The 18,374-nt window shown below is 70.2% G+C and carries 18 protein-coding genes; 10 read left to right on the top strand and 8 right to left on the bottom strand.

Annotated features, from left to right (window positions below):
• Window positions 1-13 precede the first annotated feature (13 nt).
• The 5 genes from ACZ7L5_RS11945 (at window position 14) to ACZ7L5_RS11925 (ending at window position 3,984) form a co-directional block, all read left to right on the top strand.
• Window positions 14-445, top strand: coding sequence for an HIT family protein (locus tag ACZ7L5_RS11945; protein ID WP_328877858.1), 432 nt, complete (start codon window positions 14-16; stop codon window positions 443-445).
• Between the two features lie 134 nt (window positions 446-579).
• Window positions 580-1,269 (top strand): hypothetical protein, encoded by a 690-nt coding sequence (locus ACZ7L5_RS11940; protein WP_471516492.1) that lies wholly within the window; start codon window positions 580-582, stop codon window positions 1,267-1,269.
• A gap of 104 nt (window positions 1,270-1,373) precedes the next feature.
• Window positions 1,374-2,036: an NUDIX domain-containing protein gene (locus ACZ7L5_RS11935; protein WP_471516491.1), complete on the top strand. Its 663-nt coding sequence runs from the start codon at window positions 1,374-1,376 to the stop codon at window positions 2,034-2,036.
• Window positions 2,037-2,148: 112 nt separating this feature from the next.
• Window positions 2,149-3,135, top strand: coding sequence for an aldo/keto reductase (locus ACZ7L5_RS11930; RefSeq protein ID WP_471516490.1), 987 nt, complete (start codon window positions 2,149-2,151; stop codon window positions 3,133-3,135).
• Window positions 3,136-3,180: 45 nt separating this feature from the next.
• Window positions 3,181-3,984 (top strand): DUF427 domain-containing protein, encoded by an 804-nt coding sequence (locus ACZ7L5_RS11925; protein ID WP_471516489.1) that lies wholly within the window; start codon window positions 3,181-3,183, stop codon window positions 3,982-3,984.
• Here ACZ7L5_RS11925 and ACZ7L5_RS11920 read toward each other — a convergent pair.
• The 6 genes from ACZ7L5_RS11920 to iolC are packed head-to-tail and all read right to left on the bottom strand — an operon-like array spanning window position 3,974 to window position 10,982.
• Window positions 3,974-4,759: a GntR family transcriptional regulator gene (locus ACZ7L5_RS11920; protein WP_471516488.1), complete on the bottom strand. Its 786-nt coding sequence runs from the start codon at window positions 4,757-4,759 to the stop codon at window positions 3,974-3,976. The two genes, ACZ7L5_RS11925 and ACZ7L5_RS11920, sit on opposite strands and share 11 nt — an antisense overlap.
• 23 nt (window positions 4,760-4,782) lie before the next feature.
• Complete coding sequence (locus ACZ7L5_RS11915; RefSeq protein ID WP_471516487.1) at window positions 4,783-6,276, bottom strand: CoA-acylating methylmalonate-semialdehyde dehydrogenase; 1,494 nt, start codon at window positions 6,274-6,276, stop codon at window positions 4,783-4,785.
• A gap of 42 nt (window positions 6,277-6,318) precedes the next feature.
• The gene (gene iolD, locus ACZ7L5_RS11910) at window positions 6,319-8,196 is read right to left on the bottom strand and encodes a 3D-(3,5/4)-trihydroxycyclohexane-1,2-dione acylhydrolase (decyclizing) (protein ID WP_471516486.1); all 1,878 of its coding nucleotides are present in this window, start codon (window positions 8,194-8,196) and stop codon (window positions 6,319-6,321) included.
• 11 nt (window positions 8,197-8,207) lie between these two features.
• The gene (gene iolB, locus ACZ7L5_RS11905; RefSeq protein WP_471516485.1) at window positions 8,208-9,095 is read right to left on the bottom strand and encodes a 5-deoxy-glucuronate isomerase; all 888 of its coding nucleotides are present in this window, start codon (window positions 9,093-9,095) and stop codon (window positions 8,208-8,210) included.
• A 14-nt stretch (window positions 9,096-9,109) separates the two neighbouring features.
• On the bottom strand, window positions 9,110-9,988 hold the full coding sequence (locus ACZ7L5_RS11900; RefSeq protein ID WP_471516484.1) for a Cgl0159 family (beta/alpha)8-fold protein: 879 nt from the start codon (window positions 9,986-9,988) through the stop codon (window positions 9,110-9,112).
• Between the two features lie 34 nt (window positions 9,989-10,022).
• A complete protein-coding gene (iolC, locus tag ACZ7L5_RS11895) occupies window positions 10,023-10,982 on the bottom strand; it encodes a 5-dehydro-2-deoxygluconokinase (protein WP_363034357.1) in 960 nt (319 codons plus the stop codon).
• 297 nt (window positions 10,983-11,279) lie between these two features.
• On the opposite strand from iolC, the gene ACZ7L5_RS11890 reads away from it, so the two are divergent.
• The 5 genes from ACZ7L5_RS11890 to ACZ7L5_RS11870 are packed head-to-tail and all read left to right on the top strand — an operon-like array spanning window position 11,280 to window position 16,241.
• A complete protein-coding gene (locus ACZ7L5_RS11890) occupies window positions 11,280-12,296 on the top strand; it encodes a sugar ABC transporter substrate-binding protein (protein ID WP_362383238.1) in 1,017 nt (338 codons plus the stop codon).
• Complete coding sequence (locus ACZ7L5_RS11885) at window positions 12,296-13,375, top strand: ABC transporter permease (RefSeq protein WP_471516483.1); 1,080 nt, start codon at window positions 12,296-12,298, stop codon at window positions 13,373-13,375. Before ACZ7L5_RS11890 ends, ACZ7L5_RS11885 begins: the two co-directional genes overlap by 1 nt.
• A 5-nt stretch (window positions 13,376-13,380) precedes the next feature.
• A complete protein-coding gene (locus tag ACZ7L5_RS11880; protein ID WP_471516482.1) occupies window positions 13,381-14,289 on the top strand; it encodes an ATP-binding cassette domain-containing protein in 909 nt (302 codons plus the stop codon).
• A 1-nt stretch (window position 14,290) separates the two neighbouring features.
• Entirely contained in the window at window positions 14,291-15,193 is a 903-nt protein-coding gene (locus tag ACZ7L5_RS11875) for a sugar phosphate isomerase/epimerase family protein (RefSeq protein WP_363034350.1), read from the top strand.
• 25 nt (window positions 15,194-15,218) lie between these two features.
• The gene (locus ACZ7L5_RS11870) at window positions 15,219-16,241 is read left to right on the top strand and encodes a Gfo/Idh/MocA family protein (RefSeq protein WP_471516481.1); all 1,023 of its coding nucleotides are present in this window, start codon (window positions 15,219-15,221) and stop codon (window positions 16,239-16,241) included.
• A 53-nt stretch (window positions 16,242-16,294) separates the two neighbouring features.
• On the opposite strand, the gene ACZ7L5_RS11865 is transcribed toward ACZ7L5_RS11870, so the two are convergent.
• Both ACZ7L5_RS11865 and ACZ7L5_RS11860 read right to left on the bottom strand, forming a co-directional pair.
• Window positions 16,295-17,317 (bottom strand): Gfo/Idh/MocA family protein, encoded by a 1,023-nt coding sequence (locus tag ACZ7L5_RS11865; protein ID WP_471516480.1) that lies wholly within the window; start codon window positions 17,315-17,317, stop codon window positions 16,295-16,297.
• Window positions 17,314-18,318 (bottom strand): Gfo/Idh/MocA family protein, encoded by a 1,005-nt coding sequence (locus ACZ7L5_RS11860; RefSeq protein ID WP_471516479.1) that lies wholly within the window; start codon window positions 18,316-18,318, stop codon window positions 17,314-17,316. Before ACZ7L5_RS11860 ends, ACZ7L5_RS11865 begins: the two co-directional genes overlap by 4 nt.
• Between the last annotated feature and the right edge of the window lie 56 nt (window positions 18,319-18,374).

Here is an 18,374-nt window from a genome sequence, read left to right as displayed (position 1 = left end):
GAAGGGGCCCGGCATGACCACCGTCTTCTCCCGCATCATCGACGGAGAGCTTCCCGCCCGGTTCGTCTGGCAGGACCCGCACGCGACGGCGTTCCTGTCCATCGCGCCGCTGACGCCCGGCCACACCCTCGTTGTGCCCCGGCGTGAGGTCGACCAATGGACGCAGGTCGACGGTGACCTGCTGTCCCACTGCATGCAGGTGGCCCAGGCCGTCGGCCAGGGCGTGCAGCGGGCCTGGGACGCTCCGCGGGCAGGGCTGCTCATCGCCGGATTCGAGGTGCCTCACCTGCACATTCATGTGGCGCCCATGTGGGGTCTTGGCGACCTGAACTTCGCCCACGCCAAGCCGGAGGAGGACATGTCGGCACTGGACGAGGCGGCCGACAAACTCCGCACGGCCCTGAGCGACCTCGGCTTCGAGCATGCCGTGCCGCCGGGGGCCTGAACAGGCCCGACAGCGGCGGACAAGGGCCCCGGACGGAGTGCTCGGGGCTGGTAGGCTCCCGCTGCCGATCATGAACATGGTCATTTCGGTGAACGGGGAAACGGGAACGGGGAACCGGGAACGGAGCGGGGGCAATGCGGACGATTCCCATGACAGCGGCGCTGGCGTGTCTGTTCACCGCAGCCGCGCTCACCGGGTGCGGGGCCGGTGACGGCGGCGCGGAGAAGTCGGGGGCGGAGCTTCTCGACGAGGCCAACAACGCGATGCGCGACCTGCGTCACGTGACCGTCGAGATGACCAACACCGCGGACAGCGGCAAGGTGACGATGCGCCTGAGGACCGATCTGAAGAACCGGTGCACGGCGAAGACCACCTGGAGCGACAAGGGCAGCCTCGAACAGATCAGGATCGGTGAGACGGACTACGTCCGCCCGGACGCGACGTACCTCGAGAACTGGCGCGGCAGGCCGGTCGCCGACGTCCGTCCGAAACAGTGGGCGAAGGTACCCGCGGACGAGGCGCAGCCGGGCGACGGACTGGCCGCGTGCACCTGGCCCTTCGAGTCCTTCGGCAAGGTGAGGAAGGGCGAGGCGACCCGCGTCGGCGACCGGGAAGCGATCGCACTGCACGTCACGGACAAGGCCGACAAGGAAGGGACGTACACCTTCTACGTGGCCACCGGGGGCGAGCCCCACCTGCTGAAGACCGTCTACAAGGGCGGCGGGAACGTCACCACCACGTCGTTCAGCGCCTTCGACGAGCCGGTGGACGTCCGGCCTCCCGCGTCGGCGCAGGTCCTGGACAAGGGGGGTGTCGCGGGCTGACGCCCGGATGTCCCGCCCCCCTCACGTTCCCGCGCGACGTACGCCATGCCGGGGTGGTAGAAGCGGGCCATGACCAACTCGCTCATCCACCCGGCCGGTGCCCGATGACCGCCGGCATCGACACCCCCGACCGCCGTGGCCGCACCGGACTCGACCGGGCGGGCCGGGACCTGACCGGCAATCCCCGCATCAAGGTGCGGGACGTGCGACTCCTGTCCAGCCACTGGTACGTCGAGCGCGCGACGACCTTCGACTTCCAGCACGCCGACGGCACCTGGAGCACTCAGCAGCGCGAGACGCACGACCGCGGCAACGGCGCGACCATGCTGCTGTACGACGCCGAACGCGAAACCGTCCTGCTCACCCGCCAGTTCCGCTTCCCGGTGTACGTCAACGGCCACCCCGACGGCATGCTCGTCGAGACGCCGGGCGGGCTGCTCGACGACGATGACGAACACCCGGAGATCGCGGTACGGCGCGAGGTCGTGGAGGAGACCGGGCACACCATCGGCGAGGTCCGGCACGTCTTCGACGTCTACATGAGCCCCGGCTCGGTCACCGAGCGCGTCAGTTTCTACGCCGCCGCCTACGGCCCCTCGACCCGCACCCACGAGGGCGGTGGCCTGGACGAGGAGGGCGAGGACATCGAGATCGTCGAGCTGCCCTTCCGCCGGGCCCTGGAGATGATCCGCGGCGGGGAGATCGCCGACGCCAAGACGATCATGCTGCTGCAATGGGCGGCACTGGACGGCCCGTTCGCCGAGTGACGCCCAGGAACGCCAAGTGCGCGCCCACGCCCTTGACTTGAAGTGCGCTTCAAGATGAACACTCCCGTTCGTGCCCCGAATTCCGGGCGCACGAACGGGAGGGAAGTCATCCATGAAGTACCGCACCATAGGCATCGCCCCGAACACCCGCCGCGAGGTGAGCGTCCTCGCGCTCGGTGCGATGCTGTTCGGCTCCCGCACCGACGAGGAGACCTCCTTCGCCGTCCTCGACCGCTATGTCGAGGCGGGCGGAACCTTCATCGACACCTCCGACAACTACGCCTTCTGGGAGGACGGCGGTCAGGGCGGACAGAGCGAGGAACTGCTCGGCCGGTGGCGCCGCAGCCGAGACGTCGGCGACGAGATCGTCATCGCCACCAAGCTCGGGGCGCGGCCGCTGGCCCCGGGCACCGGCTACGTCGACAACGCGGAAGGCCTGTCGGCGAAGGTGATCCGCGAGTCCGCCGAACGCAGCCGCGACCGGCTCGGCGTGGCCAGGCTGGACCTGCTCTACGCCCACATCGAGGACCAGCAGGTCCCCCTCCAGGAGACCGTCGAGGGGTTCGCCGAACTGGTCGCCGAGGGCACGGTCGGTCTGCTCGGCGTCAGCAACCACGCCACCTGGCGCGTCGAGCGGGCCCGCGCCCTCGCCGCCGCGGCGGGCCTGCCCGGCTACGAGGTGCTCCAGTACGCCCACAGCCACCTGCGGCCCCGCCTCGACGTCCCCGAGGGCCTGTTCCCCGACGGCAGCCTCGGCCACGCCGGCCCCGACCTGCTCAGCTACCTGCGCGCCGAGCCGGGCCTCACGCTGGTCGCCTACTCGCCGCTGCTGAAGGGGGCCTACACCCGCCCGGACGTCGCGCTGCCCGGCGACTTCGACCACCCGGGCACCCCGGCCCGTCTGAAGGTGCTCCGCGAGGTCGCGCAGGAGACCGGCGCCACCGTCAACCAGGTCGTCCTGGCCTGGCAGATCGGCGCCGAGCTGCCGATCGTCCCGCTGGTCGGAGCGTCCTCCGTGGCCCAGCTGGAGGAGAGCCTGGCCGCCGTGGACCTGGAGCTGACCGCCGACCACCGGGCCCGGCTCGACGGGGCCCACTGACCCCTCCCGGAGTACGCTCCGAAGAGGAGCCGAAGGAGAGTGGCCATGCCTCTGTTCCCCACCGAGCGGCACGTCCGTACGACCCCCGAAGGCCTCCTGTGGGAGCCCAGCGAGCGCTGGGTGCGAGGCCTCAAGGGCGACGTCACCGTCGTCGACAGCCGGCACCCCGTCCTGGTCTGGGAGCCCGATCTGCCCGTGCCGTGCTACGCGTTCCCACGCGAGGAGGTCCGCACGGACCTCCTCCGCCCCGCCAAGAACCCGCAGCCGGGCAAGCACACCGGCTCGCAGATCTTCTACGACCTCGAGGTCGACGGCGAGCCGGTGGAGAACGCGGCGTGGACCTTCCCCGCCGCCGACCTCGCCGGACACATCGCCTTCGAGTGGTTCTGGCGCTGGGGCACCGGCCTCGACCACTGGTACGAGGAGGAGGAAGAGATCTTCATCCACCCTCGTGACCCGCACAAACGGGTGGACGCCATGCCCAGCGGCCGCCATGTCCAGGTCAAGATCGGCGGCACGGTCGTCGCGGACACCCACCGCCCGGTGCTGCTGTTCGAGACCAGCCTGCCGACGCGGTACTACGTGCCCCGCGAGGATGTCCGGCTCGACCTGTTCGAGCCCACCGACCACAGCACCGGGTGCCCGTACAAGGGCACGGCCCAGTACTGGAACTGGCGCGGCGAGGGCGAGGTCCCGCGGAACATCCTCTGGAGTTACGCCGAGCCGCTGGCCGCGGTGGCGCCCGTCAAGGGGCTCCTGGCGTTCTACAACGAGGCGGTGGAGATCACCGTGGACGGCGAGCGGCTGGAACGGCCGGTCACGCCGTTCACCGCGAGCCTCAAGGCCTGACCAGCAGCTGGAAGTCGAACGCGTACCGGGACGCACGGTAGATGTGCGTCCCGTACTCGACCGCCCGGCCCGTGTCGTCGTACGCCGTGCGCTGCATGGTCAGCAGCGCGGCGCCCTCCTTCTCGTCGAGCCGCCCGGCCTCCTCGGCGGTGGCGCAGCGGGCGCCGATGGTCTGGCGGGCGCTGTGCAGGGTGATGCCGACGGCCCGCATCATCCGGTACAGGCCGGTCGACTCCAGCCGGGCCGTGTCGAGGTCGAGCAGGCTCGCGGGCAGGTAGTTGCAGAGGATCGCGACCGGCTGGCCGTGTGTGCAGCGCAGCCGTTCCAGGACCGTGACCTCGGCGCCCTCCGCGAGGCCGAGTGCGGCGGCGACGTCGGCGGCCGCCGGGACGCGCTCGTTGCGGACGACCTGCGTCGTCGGACCCTGCCCGGCCGCCTCCAGATCGTCGTAGAGGCTGCTGAGCTCCAGCGGGCGCTTCACCTGGCTGTGCACCACCTGGGTGCCCACCCCGCGTCGCCGGACCAGCAGCCCCTTGTCGACGAGCGACTGGATGGCCTGCCGGACGGTGGGCCGGGACAGGCCCAGCCGCACCGACAGGTCCACCTCGTTGCCCAGGAGGTTGCCCGGTGCGAGGGCTCCGTGCTCGATAGCCGCCTCCAGTTGCTGGGCGAGCTGGTAGTACAGCGGCACGGGACTGCCCCGGTCGAGGGCGAAGTCCAGCGAGGCCAGCGCGGAGCCGGACCCGGCACGTGCCGAGCCGCGGGGCTTCGCCATGGGACACCCTCCCTGTCGCGTTGTCAGGAATTGCTGGGGAAACCGAGGTTGATGCCGCCGTCGGACGGGTCCGGCCAGCGCGTGGTGATGACCTTGCCCTGGGTGTAGAAGGCGATGCCGTCGTTGCCGTAGACGTGCAGATCGCCGAAGAGCGAGTCCTTCCAGCCACCGAAGGAGTGGTAGCCGACCGGCACCGGGATCGGCACGTTCACACCGACCATGCCCGCCTTGACCTCCAGCTGGAAGCGGCGGGCCGCGCCGCCGTCCCGGGTGAAGATCGCGGTGCCGTTGCCCCAGCGGGAGTCGTTGATCAGCTTGATGGCCTCTTCGTACGTCTCCGCACGCACCACCGCCAGCACGGGTCCGAAGATCTCGTCCCGGTACGCGTCCGCCGTCAGCGGCACCCGGTCCAGCAGCGAGACCCCGAGGAAGAAGCCGTTCTCGTGGCCCTCGACCGAGTAGCCGGTGCCGTCGACGACGACCTCGGCGCCCTGCTCGGCGGCCGAAGCGACATAGGACGCCACCTTGTCGCGGTGCTCACGCGTGATCAGCGGGCCCATCTCGGAGGCGGGGTCGTCGCCGGGGCCGATGCGCAGGTTCTTCGCCCGCTCGGCGATCTTCCCGACCAGCTCGTCGCCCGTGTCGCCGACCGCGACCACGACCGACACGGCCATGCAGCGCTCGCCCGCGGAGCCGTATGCGGCGTTGATCGCCTGGTCGGCGGCGAAGTCGAGGTCGGCGTCGGGCAGGACGAGCATGTGGTTCTTGGCGCCACCGAGGGCCTGCACGCGCTTGCCGTGCTCAACCGCCTTGAGCTGGATGTACTTCGCGATCGGCGTCGAGCCGACGAAGGACACCGCCTCGATGTCCGGGTGCTCCAACAGCCGGTCCACGGCGACCTTGTCGCCCTGCACGACGTTCAGCACACCCTCCGGCAGCCCGGCCTCGGTGGCGAGCTCGGCCAGCCGGTACGACGCCGACGGGTCCTTCTCGCTCGGCTTCAGCACGAAGGTGTTGCCGCACGCGATGGCCAGCGGGAACATCCACATCGGCACCATGGCCGGGAAGTTGAACGGCGTGATGCCGGCGACCACGCCCAGCGGCTGCCGGATCGAGGCCACGTCCACCCGGTTCGACACCTGCGTCGACAGCTCGCCCTTCAGCTGCACGCTGATCCCGCAGGCCAGCTCCACGATCTCCAGACCGCGCGCGACCTCGCCGAGCGCGTCGGAGTGCACCTTGCCGTGCTCGGCGGTGATCAGCTCGGCGATCTCGTCGCGGTGGGCGTCCAGCAGTTCGCGGTACTTGAACAGGATCGCGGTGCGCTTGGCCAGGGAGGACTGACCCCAGCTCTCGAACGCGGTCTTGGCGGAGGCGACGGCGGCGTCCACCTCGTCGACGGTCGCGCACGCGACCTGCTTCTCCTGGGCGCCGGTGGCCGGGTTGTAGACGGGTGCGAAGCGGCCGGAGCCGGCCTCCACGGGCTTGCCGTCGATCCAGTGGGTGATGGTCTTCATGGTGCGCAAGGGCCTTTCAAGTGCGGTTCGTGTGCGGGGAGTTCAGAGGTGGCGGCGGCGGTCGGTGACGTGCTGGTCGTACCGTGCGCGGGCTTCGACGGCGGCCTCGCGGGAGGCGACCTCGGCCACGGGCACGTCCCACCAGGCCTCGGCGCCCGGCGCGTTCGGGTTCCTGATGTCGGTCTCGACGTACACGCAGGTCGGCCGGTCGGAGGCGCGGGCGGTGGCCAGCGCCTCGCGCAGCTCGCCCACCGTCTTGGCGCGCAGCACGTCCATGCCGAGGCTGGCCGCGTTCGCGGCGAGGTCGACCGGGAGCGGGGCGCCGGTGAAGGTGCCGTCGGCGGCCCGGTAGCGGTAGTCGGTGCCGAAGCGCTCGCCGCCGACCTCGTTCGACAGCCCGCCGATGGAGGCGTAACCGTGGTTCTGGATCAGGACGATGTTGACCGGCAGGCCCTCCTGGACCGCGGTCACGATCTCCGTCGGCATCATCAGATAGGTGCCGTCGCCGACCAGCGACCACACGGCCGTGTCCGGGGCGGCCTGCTGGATGCCGATCCCGGCCGGGATCTCGTAGCCCATGCAGGAGTAGCCGTACTCCAGGTGGTACTGGCGCGGCGAGCGGGACCGCCACAGCTTGTGCAGGTCGCCCGGCAGTGAACCGGCCGCGTTGACGACCACGTCGTCGTCCCCGACGACCCCGTCCAGCGCGCCCAGCACCTGGGTCTGCGTCGGTACGGCGCTCTCGTCGTCGGCGCGGTAGGCGCCCTCGACGACGGCGTCCCAACGCTCCTTGCCGGCGCCGTACTCGGCCTCGTACGCGCTGTCCACGCGGTGGCCGGAAAGGGCCTCCGTCAGGGCCGTGAGGCCGGCCCGCGCGTCGCACACCAGCGTCCGTGCGGCCAGCTTGTGCGCGTCGAAGCCGGTGATGTTGAGGTTCAGGAAACGCACGTCCGGGTTCTGGAAGAGCGTGCCGGAGGCGGTGGTGAAGTCGGTGTATCGCGTGCCCACGCCGATCACCAGGTCGGCGCCGCTGGCGATGTCGTCGCTGACCGAGGTCCCGGTGTGGCCGATGCCGCCGAGGTCGGCGGGGTGGTCGTACCGCAGCGAGCCCTTGCCGGCCTGGGTGGAGGCGACCGGGATGCCGGTGGCCTCCACGAAGGCCTTCAGGGCCGCCTCGGCCTCGCTGTGGTGGACGCCGCCGCCCGCGACGATCAACGGGCGCTCGGCGGCCCGGATCGCCGCCACGGCCGCCGTCAGCTCGACCGGGTCGGGCGCGGGACGCCGTACGTACCAGACGCGTTCGGCGAAGAACTCCGCCGGCCATTCGTACGCCTCCGCCTGGACGTCCTGGGGGAGGGCCAGCGTGACCGCGCCGGTCTCGGCCGGGTCGGCGAGGACGCGCATGGCGTTCAGCGCGGACGGGATCAGGGCCTCGGGGCGGGTGACCCGGTCGAAGTAACGGGAGACCGGGCGGAGGGTGTCGTTGACCGACACGTCCGCCTCGGTCGGGTGCTCCAGCTGCTGGAGCAGCGGGTCGGGGGCGTGGGAGGCGAAGTAGTCGCCGGGGAGCAGGAGGACGGGCAGACGGTTGATCGTCGCCAGGGCCGCACCCGTCACGAGGTTCGTCGCGCCCGGTCCGATCGACGTCGTCACCGCCTGCGCGGAGAGCCGGTTGAGCTGCCGGGCGTGGCCGACGGCCGCGTGCACCATGGACTGCTCGTTGCGGCCCTGGTGGTACGGCATGACGGCCTCGCCCGCCTGGAGCAGGGCCTGGCCGATGCCGGCCACGTTGCCGTGGCCGAAGATGCCCCAGGTGCCGGCGATCAGCCGGTGCCGTACGCCGTCGCGCTCGGTGTACTGCACGGACAGGAACCGCACCAGCGCCTGGGCGACGGTCAGGCGGATCGTGGGCTGGCTCATCTCGGGGGACCTCACTGGGACTCAGCGGTGTAGAGGGGCAGACGGGGGTCGACGGGCTGGTCCGGCCAGGTGCCGCGGATCCAGGCGTGGTCGGGGTGGTCGCAGATCAGCCAGGCGCGCTCGGCCTCGGGGCCCGCCATGACGTTGAGGTAGTACATGTGGTGGCCGGGCACGGCCATGGACGGCCCGTGCCAGCCGTCGGGGATCAGCACCACGTCGCCGCCGCGCACCTCCGCCAGGACGTCGGTGTTCCGGCCGTGTCCGGACGGGGAGACGCGCTGGTAGCCGAGGCCGGGGGTGCCCTCGTGGCCGGCGAACTCGAAGTAGTAGATCTCTTCGAGGACCGACTCCTCGCCGGGCCGGTGCTCGTCGTGCTTGTGCGGCGGGAAGGACGACCAGTTGCCGCCCGGCGTGATGACCTCGACCGCGATGAGCTTGTCGCACTCGAAGACCCCGGCCGCACCGAAGTTGTTCACCTGGCGGCTGCTGTTGCCCGTGCCGCGCAGCTCCACCGGCACCGACGACCCCGGACCGTAGCGGGCGGGCAGCCGCCGGGAGCACCGTGCGCCGGTCAGCGCGAACCGTCCGCCGGTGGGCGACGAGACGGTCGTACTGGCGTCGCGCGGCACATAGGCGAAGTCGGTGACGGCGCTGAACACGCTGTCACGGCCGGTGAGTTGAAACGTGTCATGGCCGAAGTCGTCGGTGGCCTCGACCGTGCAGCCGCCGTTCAGCGGCAGCACGATCCACTCGCTGTCGCCGGTGTCGAAGCTGTGCGAGCCGCCGGGCGGCAGCTCCAGGATCCGCAGGCTGGAGTAGCCCCAGCCGGCCTTCTCGGGCGTGACGTCCACGACGTACGGGCCGCCGAGCGCCTTTCCCGCGGGAAGGTGATACGTCATCGTGTTCCTCCGGGTCACAACAGGCCGACGGCCGTGTCCACCGCCGTCTCCACGCTGCCCTCGGCCGGGTAGAGCAGCGAGCGGCCGACGACCATGCCCTGGACGGTCGGGAGCCGGAGCGCCTTGCGCCAGCGCTCGTAGGCACCCTCCTGGTCGTCCCCGACCTCGCCGCCGAGCAGGACGACGGGCAGTGTGGACGTCTGAAGAACTTCGGCCATGTCGTCGGGGTCATGGGTGACGGGCAGTTTCAGCCATGTGTACGCCGAGGTCCCGCCCAGTCCCGACGCGATGGCGATCGACTTGGTGACGGCCTCGGCGGACAGGTCGTTGCGTACCTTGCCGTCGATCCGCCGGGATATGAAGGGCTCGACGAACAGCGGCAGTTGGAGCGCGGCCATGGCGTCGATGGCGCGGGCCGTGGCCTCCAGGGTGGTGAGCGAGCCCGGGTCGTCGTAGTCGATGCGGACCAGCAGCTTGCCCGCGTCGAAGCGCAGCCGGGCGATGTCCTCGGCGCGGTGGCCGGTGAAGCGGTCGTCCATCTCGAAGGACGCTCCGGCCAGGCCGCCGCGGTTCATGGAGCCCATGACAACCTTGTCGTCGAGGACGCCGAGCAGAAGCAGGTCCTCCAGGATGTCGGCGGTGGCCAGCACCCCGTCCACGCCGGGCCGGGACAGCGCGGTGCAGAGACGTTCCAGCAGATCGGCCCTGTCGGCCATGGCGAGCCGGTGGCCGCCGACGCCCAGGGCGCCGCGTGCCGGATGGTCGGCGGCCACGATCATCAGGCGGCCGCTGTCGCCCATCAACGGGCGGCGCACCCGGTTTGCCGCCGCCTCCGCGATCGCCTCGGGGTGCCGGGCTCTGACCGCGGTGAGGTCGGGGATGGTGATGCTCAAGGAAGGCTCCGTTCGGGGATGGCTCGGTCGGCCGTCATGACGCCTGGGCGAGGAGGCTCTCGACCTCGGACTCGGTGGGCATCGCGGAGGAGCAGGCGAGGCGGGAGGCGACGAGGGCACCCGCGGCGTTGGCGTACCGCATGGTCTCGGCCAGGTCCCACCCGGACAGCAGCCCGTGGACCAGTGAGCCGCCGAAGGCGTCGCCCGCGCCGAGGCCGTTGGCCACCTCGACCGGCACCGGGGGCACCTCTGCCCGAGTGCCGTCCCGGTGGACCGCAAGCACGCCCTTGGGGCCCTGCTTGACCACCGCCAGCTCCACGCCGGCCGCCAGCAGGGCCTCGGCGCAGGCGTGCGGCTCGCGGACGCCGGTGGCGATCTCGCACTCGTCGAGGTTGCCGACCGCGACCGTCGTGTGCCGAAGGGCCTCGGCGTAGTACGGGCGGGCCTCGTCCGGGTCGCGCCAGAACATCGGCCGCCAGTCGAGGTCGAAGACCGTCGTGCCCGCCTTGTCGCGCGCCTTGAGGGCGGCGAGGGTGGCCGAGCGGCTCGGCTCCTCGCTCAGACCGGTGCCGGTGATCCAGAACACCCGGGCCGAGCGGATGGCCCAGTAGTCGAGTTCGTCGGAGTGTATCTCCAGGTCAGGGGCCTTAGGCTGCCGGTAGAAATACAGCGGGAAGTCGTCCGGCGGGAAGATCTCGCAGAACGTCACCGGCGTCGGATACGCCGCGACGGGCGTCACCCAGCGGTCGTCGACACCGAAGTCCTTCAGGGCTTCGTGCAGGTAGGCGCCGAACGGGTCGTCGCCGGTGCGCGTGATCACGGCGGTGTCCCGACCGAGCCGAGCGGCGGCCACCGCGACGTTCGCGGCGGAGCCTCCGAGGAATTTGCCGAACGTCTCCACCTGCGCAAGAGGTAGGCCAGACTGCAGGGGGTAGAGATCGACTCCTATCCTTCCCATCGTGATCAAGTCGAAGGACTTGGCTGACTCGGCCATGCGCGACGCTCCTACAGCTGGACTGGGGGTGCGGGTCCCATCGGGCCTGCCGCCCCCCAGATGTAGGTCGTGGAGGCCGACGCTGTCAATAGTTTGTACTTACATTCGGACCTGAGCGTGAAATGATGTCTTAACAAAGTATTGACAGCGGGCGCATCCAGGGATTGGATCCCGTGTCAGCGAACCCGCCGTGTTCCACGACAGACGACCCGGACTTCCCAAGGGTCCGGGTCTCGGATCCAGTGATCATCCCTTTCCCCCCGTCGCACACCCGTCGCACAGTGAGGTGCTGGAAAGATGGACCGCTACTACCCCCGCTCCCGCAAGCTGGCCCCCATGGTGGCTCTGGCTGCCGCGGCTGCGCTGACCCTCGCAGGCTGCTCCAGCAGCTCCGGTGGCAAGCAGGCCGAGGAGGGTGGGGAAAACGCTTCTGCGGGCAAGGCCACCACTCCCCGTATGACCGTCGCCCTGGTGACGCACCAGGCGCCCGGTGACACCTTCTGGGACATCGTCCGCAAGGGCGCCGAAGCGGCCGCCGCGAAGGACAACATCAAGCTGGTCTACTCCGCCGACCCGAACGCGGGCAACCAGGCCAACCTGGTGCAGAACGCGATCGACCAGAAGGTCGACGGCATCGCGATCACCCTCGCCAAGCCGGACGCCATGAAGGACGTCGTCAGCAAGGCGAAGGCCGCGAACATTCCTGTCGTCGGTCTCAACTCCGGTGTGAGCGACTGGCAGAAGCTCGGCCTGATGGAGTTCTTCGGCCAGGACGAGACGGTGGCCGGCGAGGCGCTCGGCAAGCGCCTGAACGAGGAGGGCGCCAAGAAGGCCGTCTGTGTCATCCAGGAACAGGGCAACATCGGCCTCACCCAGCGCTGTGACGGAGTGAAGAAGACGTTCGAGGGCACGATCGAGACCCTGAACGTCAACGGCACGGACATGCCGTCCGTGAAGTCCACGATCACCGCCAAGCTCAAGACGGACAGCGACATCGACTACGTCGTCGCCCTCGGCGCCCCGTTCGCGCTGACGGCCGCGCAGTCGGTGGACGAGACGGGCAGCAAGGCGAAGGTCGCCACCTTCGACCTCAACAAGCAGCTGACCGGAGCGATCAGCAAGGGCGACATCGAGTTCGCCGTCGACCAGCAGCCCTACCTCCAGGGCTACCTGGCCATCGACTCGCTGTGGCTCTACAAGAACAACGGCAACTACATGGGCGGCGGCGAGGCACCGGTGCTGACCGGACCTGCCTTCGTCGACAAGACGAATGTCGAGACGATCGACAAGTTCGCCGCGAAGGGCACCCGGTGATGAGCATGACCCGACAGGCTGAGCCGGCGGTGACCACACCGCCGGCCTCCGGCCCCGGCAAGGAATCCGACGGGCGGACCAAGGAGCGCCCCCTGGCGCTGCGCCTCCTCGCCCGTCCCGAGGTCGGTGTCTTCCTCGGCGCCGTCGCGGTGCTGATCTTCTTCCTCATCACGGCCCCGGCCGTGCGTGACGGCAGCTCGATGGCGAACATCCTGTATCAGTCGTCGACGATCGGGATCATGGCCCTGCCGGTCGCGCTGCTGATGATCGGCGGCGAGTTCGACCTGTCCGCCGGTGTCGCTGTGATCACCTCGGCCCTGACCGCGAGCATGGTCGCCTACCAGCTCAGCATGAACGTCTGGGTCGGTGTGATCGTCGCCCTGATCGTGTCCCTCGCGGTCGGTCTGTTCAACGGCTGGCTGCTGGTCAAGACCGGTCTGCCGAGCTTCCTGGTCACCCTCGGCACATTCCTGATCCTCCAGGGCGTGAACCTCGCGGTCACCAAGCTGATCACCGGCAACGTCGCGACCGACGACATCAGCGACATGGACGGCTTCGACCAGGCCAAGGCGCTCTTCGCCTCGTCGTTCGACGTCGGCGGGGTCAACGTGAAGATCACCGTGGTGTGGTGGCTGGTCTTCGCGGCGCTGGCCACGTGGGTGCTGCTGCGGACCAAGTACGGCAACTGGATCTTCGCGGTCGGCGGCAACAAGGCGTCCTCCCGGGCCGTCGGTGTGCCGGTGACGTTCACGAAGATCTCGCTGTTCATGCTGGTCGGCTTCGGCGCCTGGTTCGTCGGCATGCACCAGCTGTTCTCGTTCAACACCGTGCAGTCCGGTGAGGGTGTCGGTATTGAGCTGATCTACATCGCCGCCGCGGTGATCGGTGGCTGTCTGCTGACCGGTGGCGCCGGTTCCGCGATCGGCCCGGTCTTCGGCGCGTTCATGTTCGGCCTGGTGCAGCAGGGCATCGTCTACGCCGGCTGGAACCCCGACTGGTTCAAGGCCTTCCTCGGCGTGATGCTCCTCGGCGCCGTCCTCATCAATCTGTGGGTCCAGCGCACGGCGACCCGGAGGTGACCCGAATGACAAGCAACGAAACCGGCACCCACGGTGCCGTCCTGCAGGACAAGACCCCGCAGAAGGACGCCCCGGTCGTCGAACTGCGCAACGCAGGCAAGTCCTACGGCAACATCCGCGCCCTGCACGGCGTCGACCTGAAGGTGTTCCCGAGCCAGGTCACCTGTGTTCTCGGTGACAACGGCGCGGGCAAGTCGACCCTCATCAAAATCATCTCCGGGCTGCACCAGCACACCGAGGGCGAGTTCCTCGTCGACGGTGAACCGGTGCGCTTCTCCACTCCCCGCGAGGCGTTGGACAGGGGCATCGCGACGGTCTACCAGGACCTCGCCGTCGTCCCCCTGATGCCGGTCTGGCGCAACTTCTTCCTCGGTTCCGAGCTCACCAAGGGCCCCTGGCCCGTACGCCGTCTCGACATCGACAGGATGAAGAAGACCGCCGACCAGGAACTGCGCAACATGGGCATCGTCCTCGACGACCTGGAACAGCCCATCGGCACCCTCTCCGGCGGCCAGCGCCAGTGCGTGGCCATCGCCCGCGCCGTCTACTTCGGCGCCCGCGTCCTCATCCTGGACGAGCCCACCGCCGCCCTCGGCGTCAAGCAGTCCGGCGTCGTGCTGAAGTACATCGCCGCCGCCCGCGACCGCGGACTCGGCGTCATCTTCATCACCCACAACCCCCACCACGCCTACATGGTCGGTGACCACTTCAGCGTCCTGCGCCTCGGAACGATGGAGCTCAACGCCTCCCGCGACGACGTCAGCCTCGAAGAACTCACCAACCACATGGCCGGCGGCACCGAACTCGCCGCCCTCAAGCACGAACTGGCCCAGGTCCGCGGCGTCGACGTCGAGGAACTCCCCGAAGCCGCAGACCTCACCGCGCCCGTGGCATCCTCCGAAGGGAAGTCCTGACATGCCCCCTGTGCTGGACCGCATCCGGGTCGGCTCGGCCCCCGACTCCTGGGGCGTCTGGTTCCCCGACGACCCCGTCCAGGTGCCCTGGGAACGCTTCCTCGACGAGGTCACCGAGGCCGGCTACGAGTGGATCGAGCTGGGCCCGTACGGCTATCTGCCGACCGACCCGGCCCGCCTCACCGACGAGGTGAACAAGCGCAACCTCAAGGTGTCCGCAGGCACGATCTTCACCGGCCTGCACCGCGGCCCCGCCGTCTGGGAGTCCACCTGGGAGCACGTCAGCCAGGTCGCCGGTCTCACCCAGGCCATGGGCGCCAAGCACCTGGTCGTCATCCCGTCCTTCTGGCGGGACGACAAGACCGCCGAGATCCTGGAGCCGCCGGAGCTCACCGGCGAGCAGTGGGCCCACCTGACCAAGGGCATGGAGCGGCTCGGTCACGAGGTGAAGGAGCAGTTCGGCCTCGACATCGTCGTGCACCCGCACGCAGACACCCACATCGACACCGAGGCCCACGTCGAGCGCTTCCTCGACTCGACCGACTCCGACCTGGTCAACCTCTGCCTGGACACCGGCCACTACGCCTACTGCGGTGGCGACAGCGTCAAGCTGATAGAGACCTACGGCGAGCGCATCGGCTATCTGCACCTCAAGCAGGTCGACCCGGAGATCCTCGCGGACGTGGTGAAGAACGAGATCCCGTTCGGACCCGCCGTCCAGCGCGGCGTGATGTGCGAACCCCCGGCGGGCGTACCGGAGTTGGGCCCGGTCCTGACGGCCGCGCAGAAGCTGAACGTGGACCTGTTCGCGATCGTCGAGCAGGACATGTACCCGTGCGAGCCGGACAAGCCCCTGCCCATCGCGGTCCGTACCCGCAAGTTCCTGAGGTCCTGCGGCGCCTGACGACCCGAAAGGACGGCCGATCACCATGACTCAGCGTCCGCACACGCTCGGAGTCGCAGTCATCGGTACCGGAAAGATGGGCGCGGACCACGTCCGCCGTGTCCAGGAGGTCATCAGCGGGGCACGGGTGACCGCAGTCGTGGACGTCGACGCGGAACGCGCCAAAACGGTGGCCGCCCGCGTCGACGGCTGCACCGCCCACACCGACCCGGCCGCCGCGATGGCGTCGGCCGACGTCGACGCGGTGATCATCGCCTCGCCGGGGCCCGCCCACGAAGCGGCACTCCTCACGGCCTTCGAGCACGATCTGCCGGTGCTGTGCGAGAAACCCCTCACCCCGGACGCCGCGTCCGCGCTGCGCGTCCTGAAGGCCGAGCAGGAGCTGGGCCGCCGCCGGGTCCAGGTCGGCTTCATGCGGCGCTACGACGCCGAGTACACGAAGCTCAAGGCCCTGCTGGAGACAGGCCAGTTGGGCCGTCCCCTGATGCTCCACAACCGGCACCGCAATGTCGCCAGCCCGCCCGGCTGGACGTCCGAGATGCTGATCAACGACTCGGTGACGCACGAGATGGACGTGACCCGCTGGCTGCTCGGCCACGAGATCACGGCCGTCACCGTGCTGGCCCCGACCCCGTCCGCCAACGCGCCGGACGGCATCCGCGACCCGCAGTTCGTCGTCTTCGAGACCGACGGCGGGGCGATCGTCGACGTCGAGATCTTCGTCAACTGCGGCTTCGGCTACCAGGTCCAGGCCGAGGTCGTCTGCGAGCGCGGCACCGCCCGCGTCGGCGACGGCCACGCCATGGTCACCAACGCCGCCGGCCGTTGGGGCGGCATCATCGCCCAGGACTACATCGAGCGGTTCGCGGACGCCTACGACCGTGAGGTGCAGGCCTGGGTCGACGCCACCCGGCGCGGTGAGGTCACCGGGCCCAGCGCGTGGGACGGGTACGCCGTGGCCGCGGTGTGCGAGGCGGCCGTACGGGCGCTGGAGGAGGGCGGCCGGGTCCCGGTGGACCTCGTCGAACGGCCCGCGCTGTACCGCTGACAACGAACCGAAGGGCCGGGGAACCTCCCCGGCCCTTCGTTCGGTCTCCGTACTCAGCGCACGAGCGCGCTGCGCGGCCGCAGCTCGAACCCCGCCGCCCGGTAGGCCTCGTCGATCAGAGACATCGTCGCCAGCGCGTCGTCCGCGTCCAGCGCGAGCGGGGCGTCCCGGCGGATGTGCGCGGCGAGCGCCTCCAGTTGGTAGGTGTACGACGAGCGCGTGCCCTGCCGCTCCGTCCGCTCGCCCTGCGCCGTACGCACCACGACCCGGTCGTCGCGGTGCGGCAGCACGAAGTTCGGCGCGAACGCCTCGCCGCGCGAGCCGACGATCCGGCAGCTCATCTCCAGCTCGCCGTACGCCATGTGACACCGCGCGGACGCGGTCGCCCCGCCGGGGAACTCCAGCTCGGCGTCCAGCCACTCGTCGACGCCCGGAGCCCCGGCCCGCTCCCCGCCGCGCGCGGAGACGAGGCGCGGCGCACCGCCGGCCCAGGGCGCGAGCATCCGCACCGCGTGCAGGCTGTAGCAGCCGAGGTCCATCACGGCGCCGCCCGCGAGGGGCAGCGACCAGCGCGGGTCCGGGTCGCCCGGTGCCGGGATCGCGACGAGCGTCTCCACCCGCTGCAACTCGCCCAGTTCGCCGCTCTCCACGATCTCGTGCAGGCGCCGGGTGACCGGGTGGAAGAGGTAGTGGAACGCCTCCATGAAGACGCTTCCGGCCTTGGTGACCGCTTCCCGTACCTCGGCCGCCTCCTCGGCGTTGCTCGCCGACGGTTTCTCCGTCAGGACGTGCTTGCCGGCCGCGAGCGCGGCGAGATTCCAGGGCCCGTGCAGGCCGTTGGCGAGCGGGTTGTAGACGACCTCGACCTCGGGGTCGGCGAGCAGGTCGGCGTAGGAGTCCACCACCCGCTCCACGTCGTGCTCGTCGGCGAACGCCGAGGCGCGGGCCCGGTCGCGCGCGGCCACCGCCACGAGGCGGTGGCCGGTCGTCCGGGCCGGACCGACGAGGGAGAGCTCGGTGATGCGTGCCGCGCCCAGCACCCCGATGCGCAGCGGTTCCCGGCCCGAATCGTTCATCCCTGCCGTACCTCCTCGATCGTCACCGGACGGTGCTCGTGCAGCGACAGTGTGCAGGCGTCGGCGATCCAGCCCGCCTCCAGGGCGTCCTCGATCGTGCACGGCGAGGGCCGGGTACCCGCCACGACTTCGGTGAACGCGGTGAGTTCGGCGCGGTACGCGGCGCTGAAGCGGTCCATGAAGAAGTCGTGCGGCGTGCCCGCCGGGAAGGTCACGCCCGGCTCGACCGAGCGCAGCGGCAGCTTGTCCTCCAGGCCGACCGCGATGGAGTCCGTGAAGCCGTGGACCTCCATGCGGACGTCGTGACCCCGGGCGTTGTGGCGGGAGTTGGAGACGACCGCGATCGTGCCGTCGTCCAGGGTGAGGATCGCGCCGGTGGTGTCGGCGTCCCCCGCCTCCTTGATGTAGTCGGCGCCCTTGTTGCCGCCGACGGCGTACACCTCCCTCACCTCGCGGCCGGTCACCCAGCGGATGATGTCGAAGTCGTGCACCGAGCAGTCCCGGAAGATGCCACCGGAGGCGGCGATGTACGCGGCGGGCGGCGGCGCCGGGTCCAGCGTGGTCGAGCGGACCGTGTGCAGCTTGCCGAGCTCACCGTTCTGCACGGCGGCGCGGGCGTTGACGAATCCGGCGTCGAAGCGCCGGTTGTAGCCGATCTGGATCGGCACGTCCCTGCCCCGGACGGCGTTGAGCACCTCGACGCCCTCGGCCATGGTCCTGGCGACCGGCTTCTCGCAGAAGACGGGGATGCCGGCCTCGACCCCGGCCAGGATCAGCGCGGGGTGGGCGTCCGTCGCCGCCGCGACGACGATGCCGTCCACGCCGGCGGCCAGCAGGGCCTCGGGCGAGTCCACGACCTCGGCGCCGAACCGCTCCGCGGCGGCCTTGGCGGCGTCCGCGAACGGGTCGGTGACGACGAGGGAGTCGACCGCGTCGAGTCCGGAGAGGGTCTCGGCGTGGAAGGCGCCGATGCGGCCGAGGCCGAGGATTCCAATACGCATGGTTCTGCTTCCTTGGGTACGGGGCTTGCGGGGGGAGAGGCCGGAGCGCTGACGAA

The sequence above is a fragment of the Streptomyces sp. NPDC107528 genome (assembly GCF_055639295.1).
Note: the sequence above shows the minus strand (reverse complement) of the source record. Positions and strands in the feature narration are given on the sequence as shown.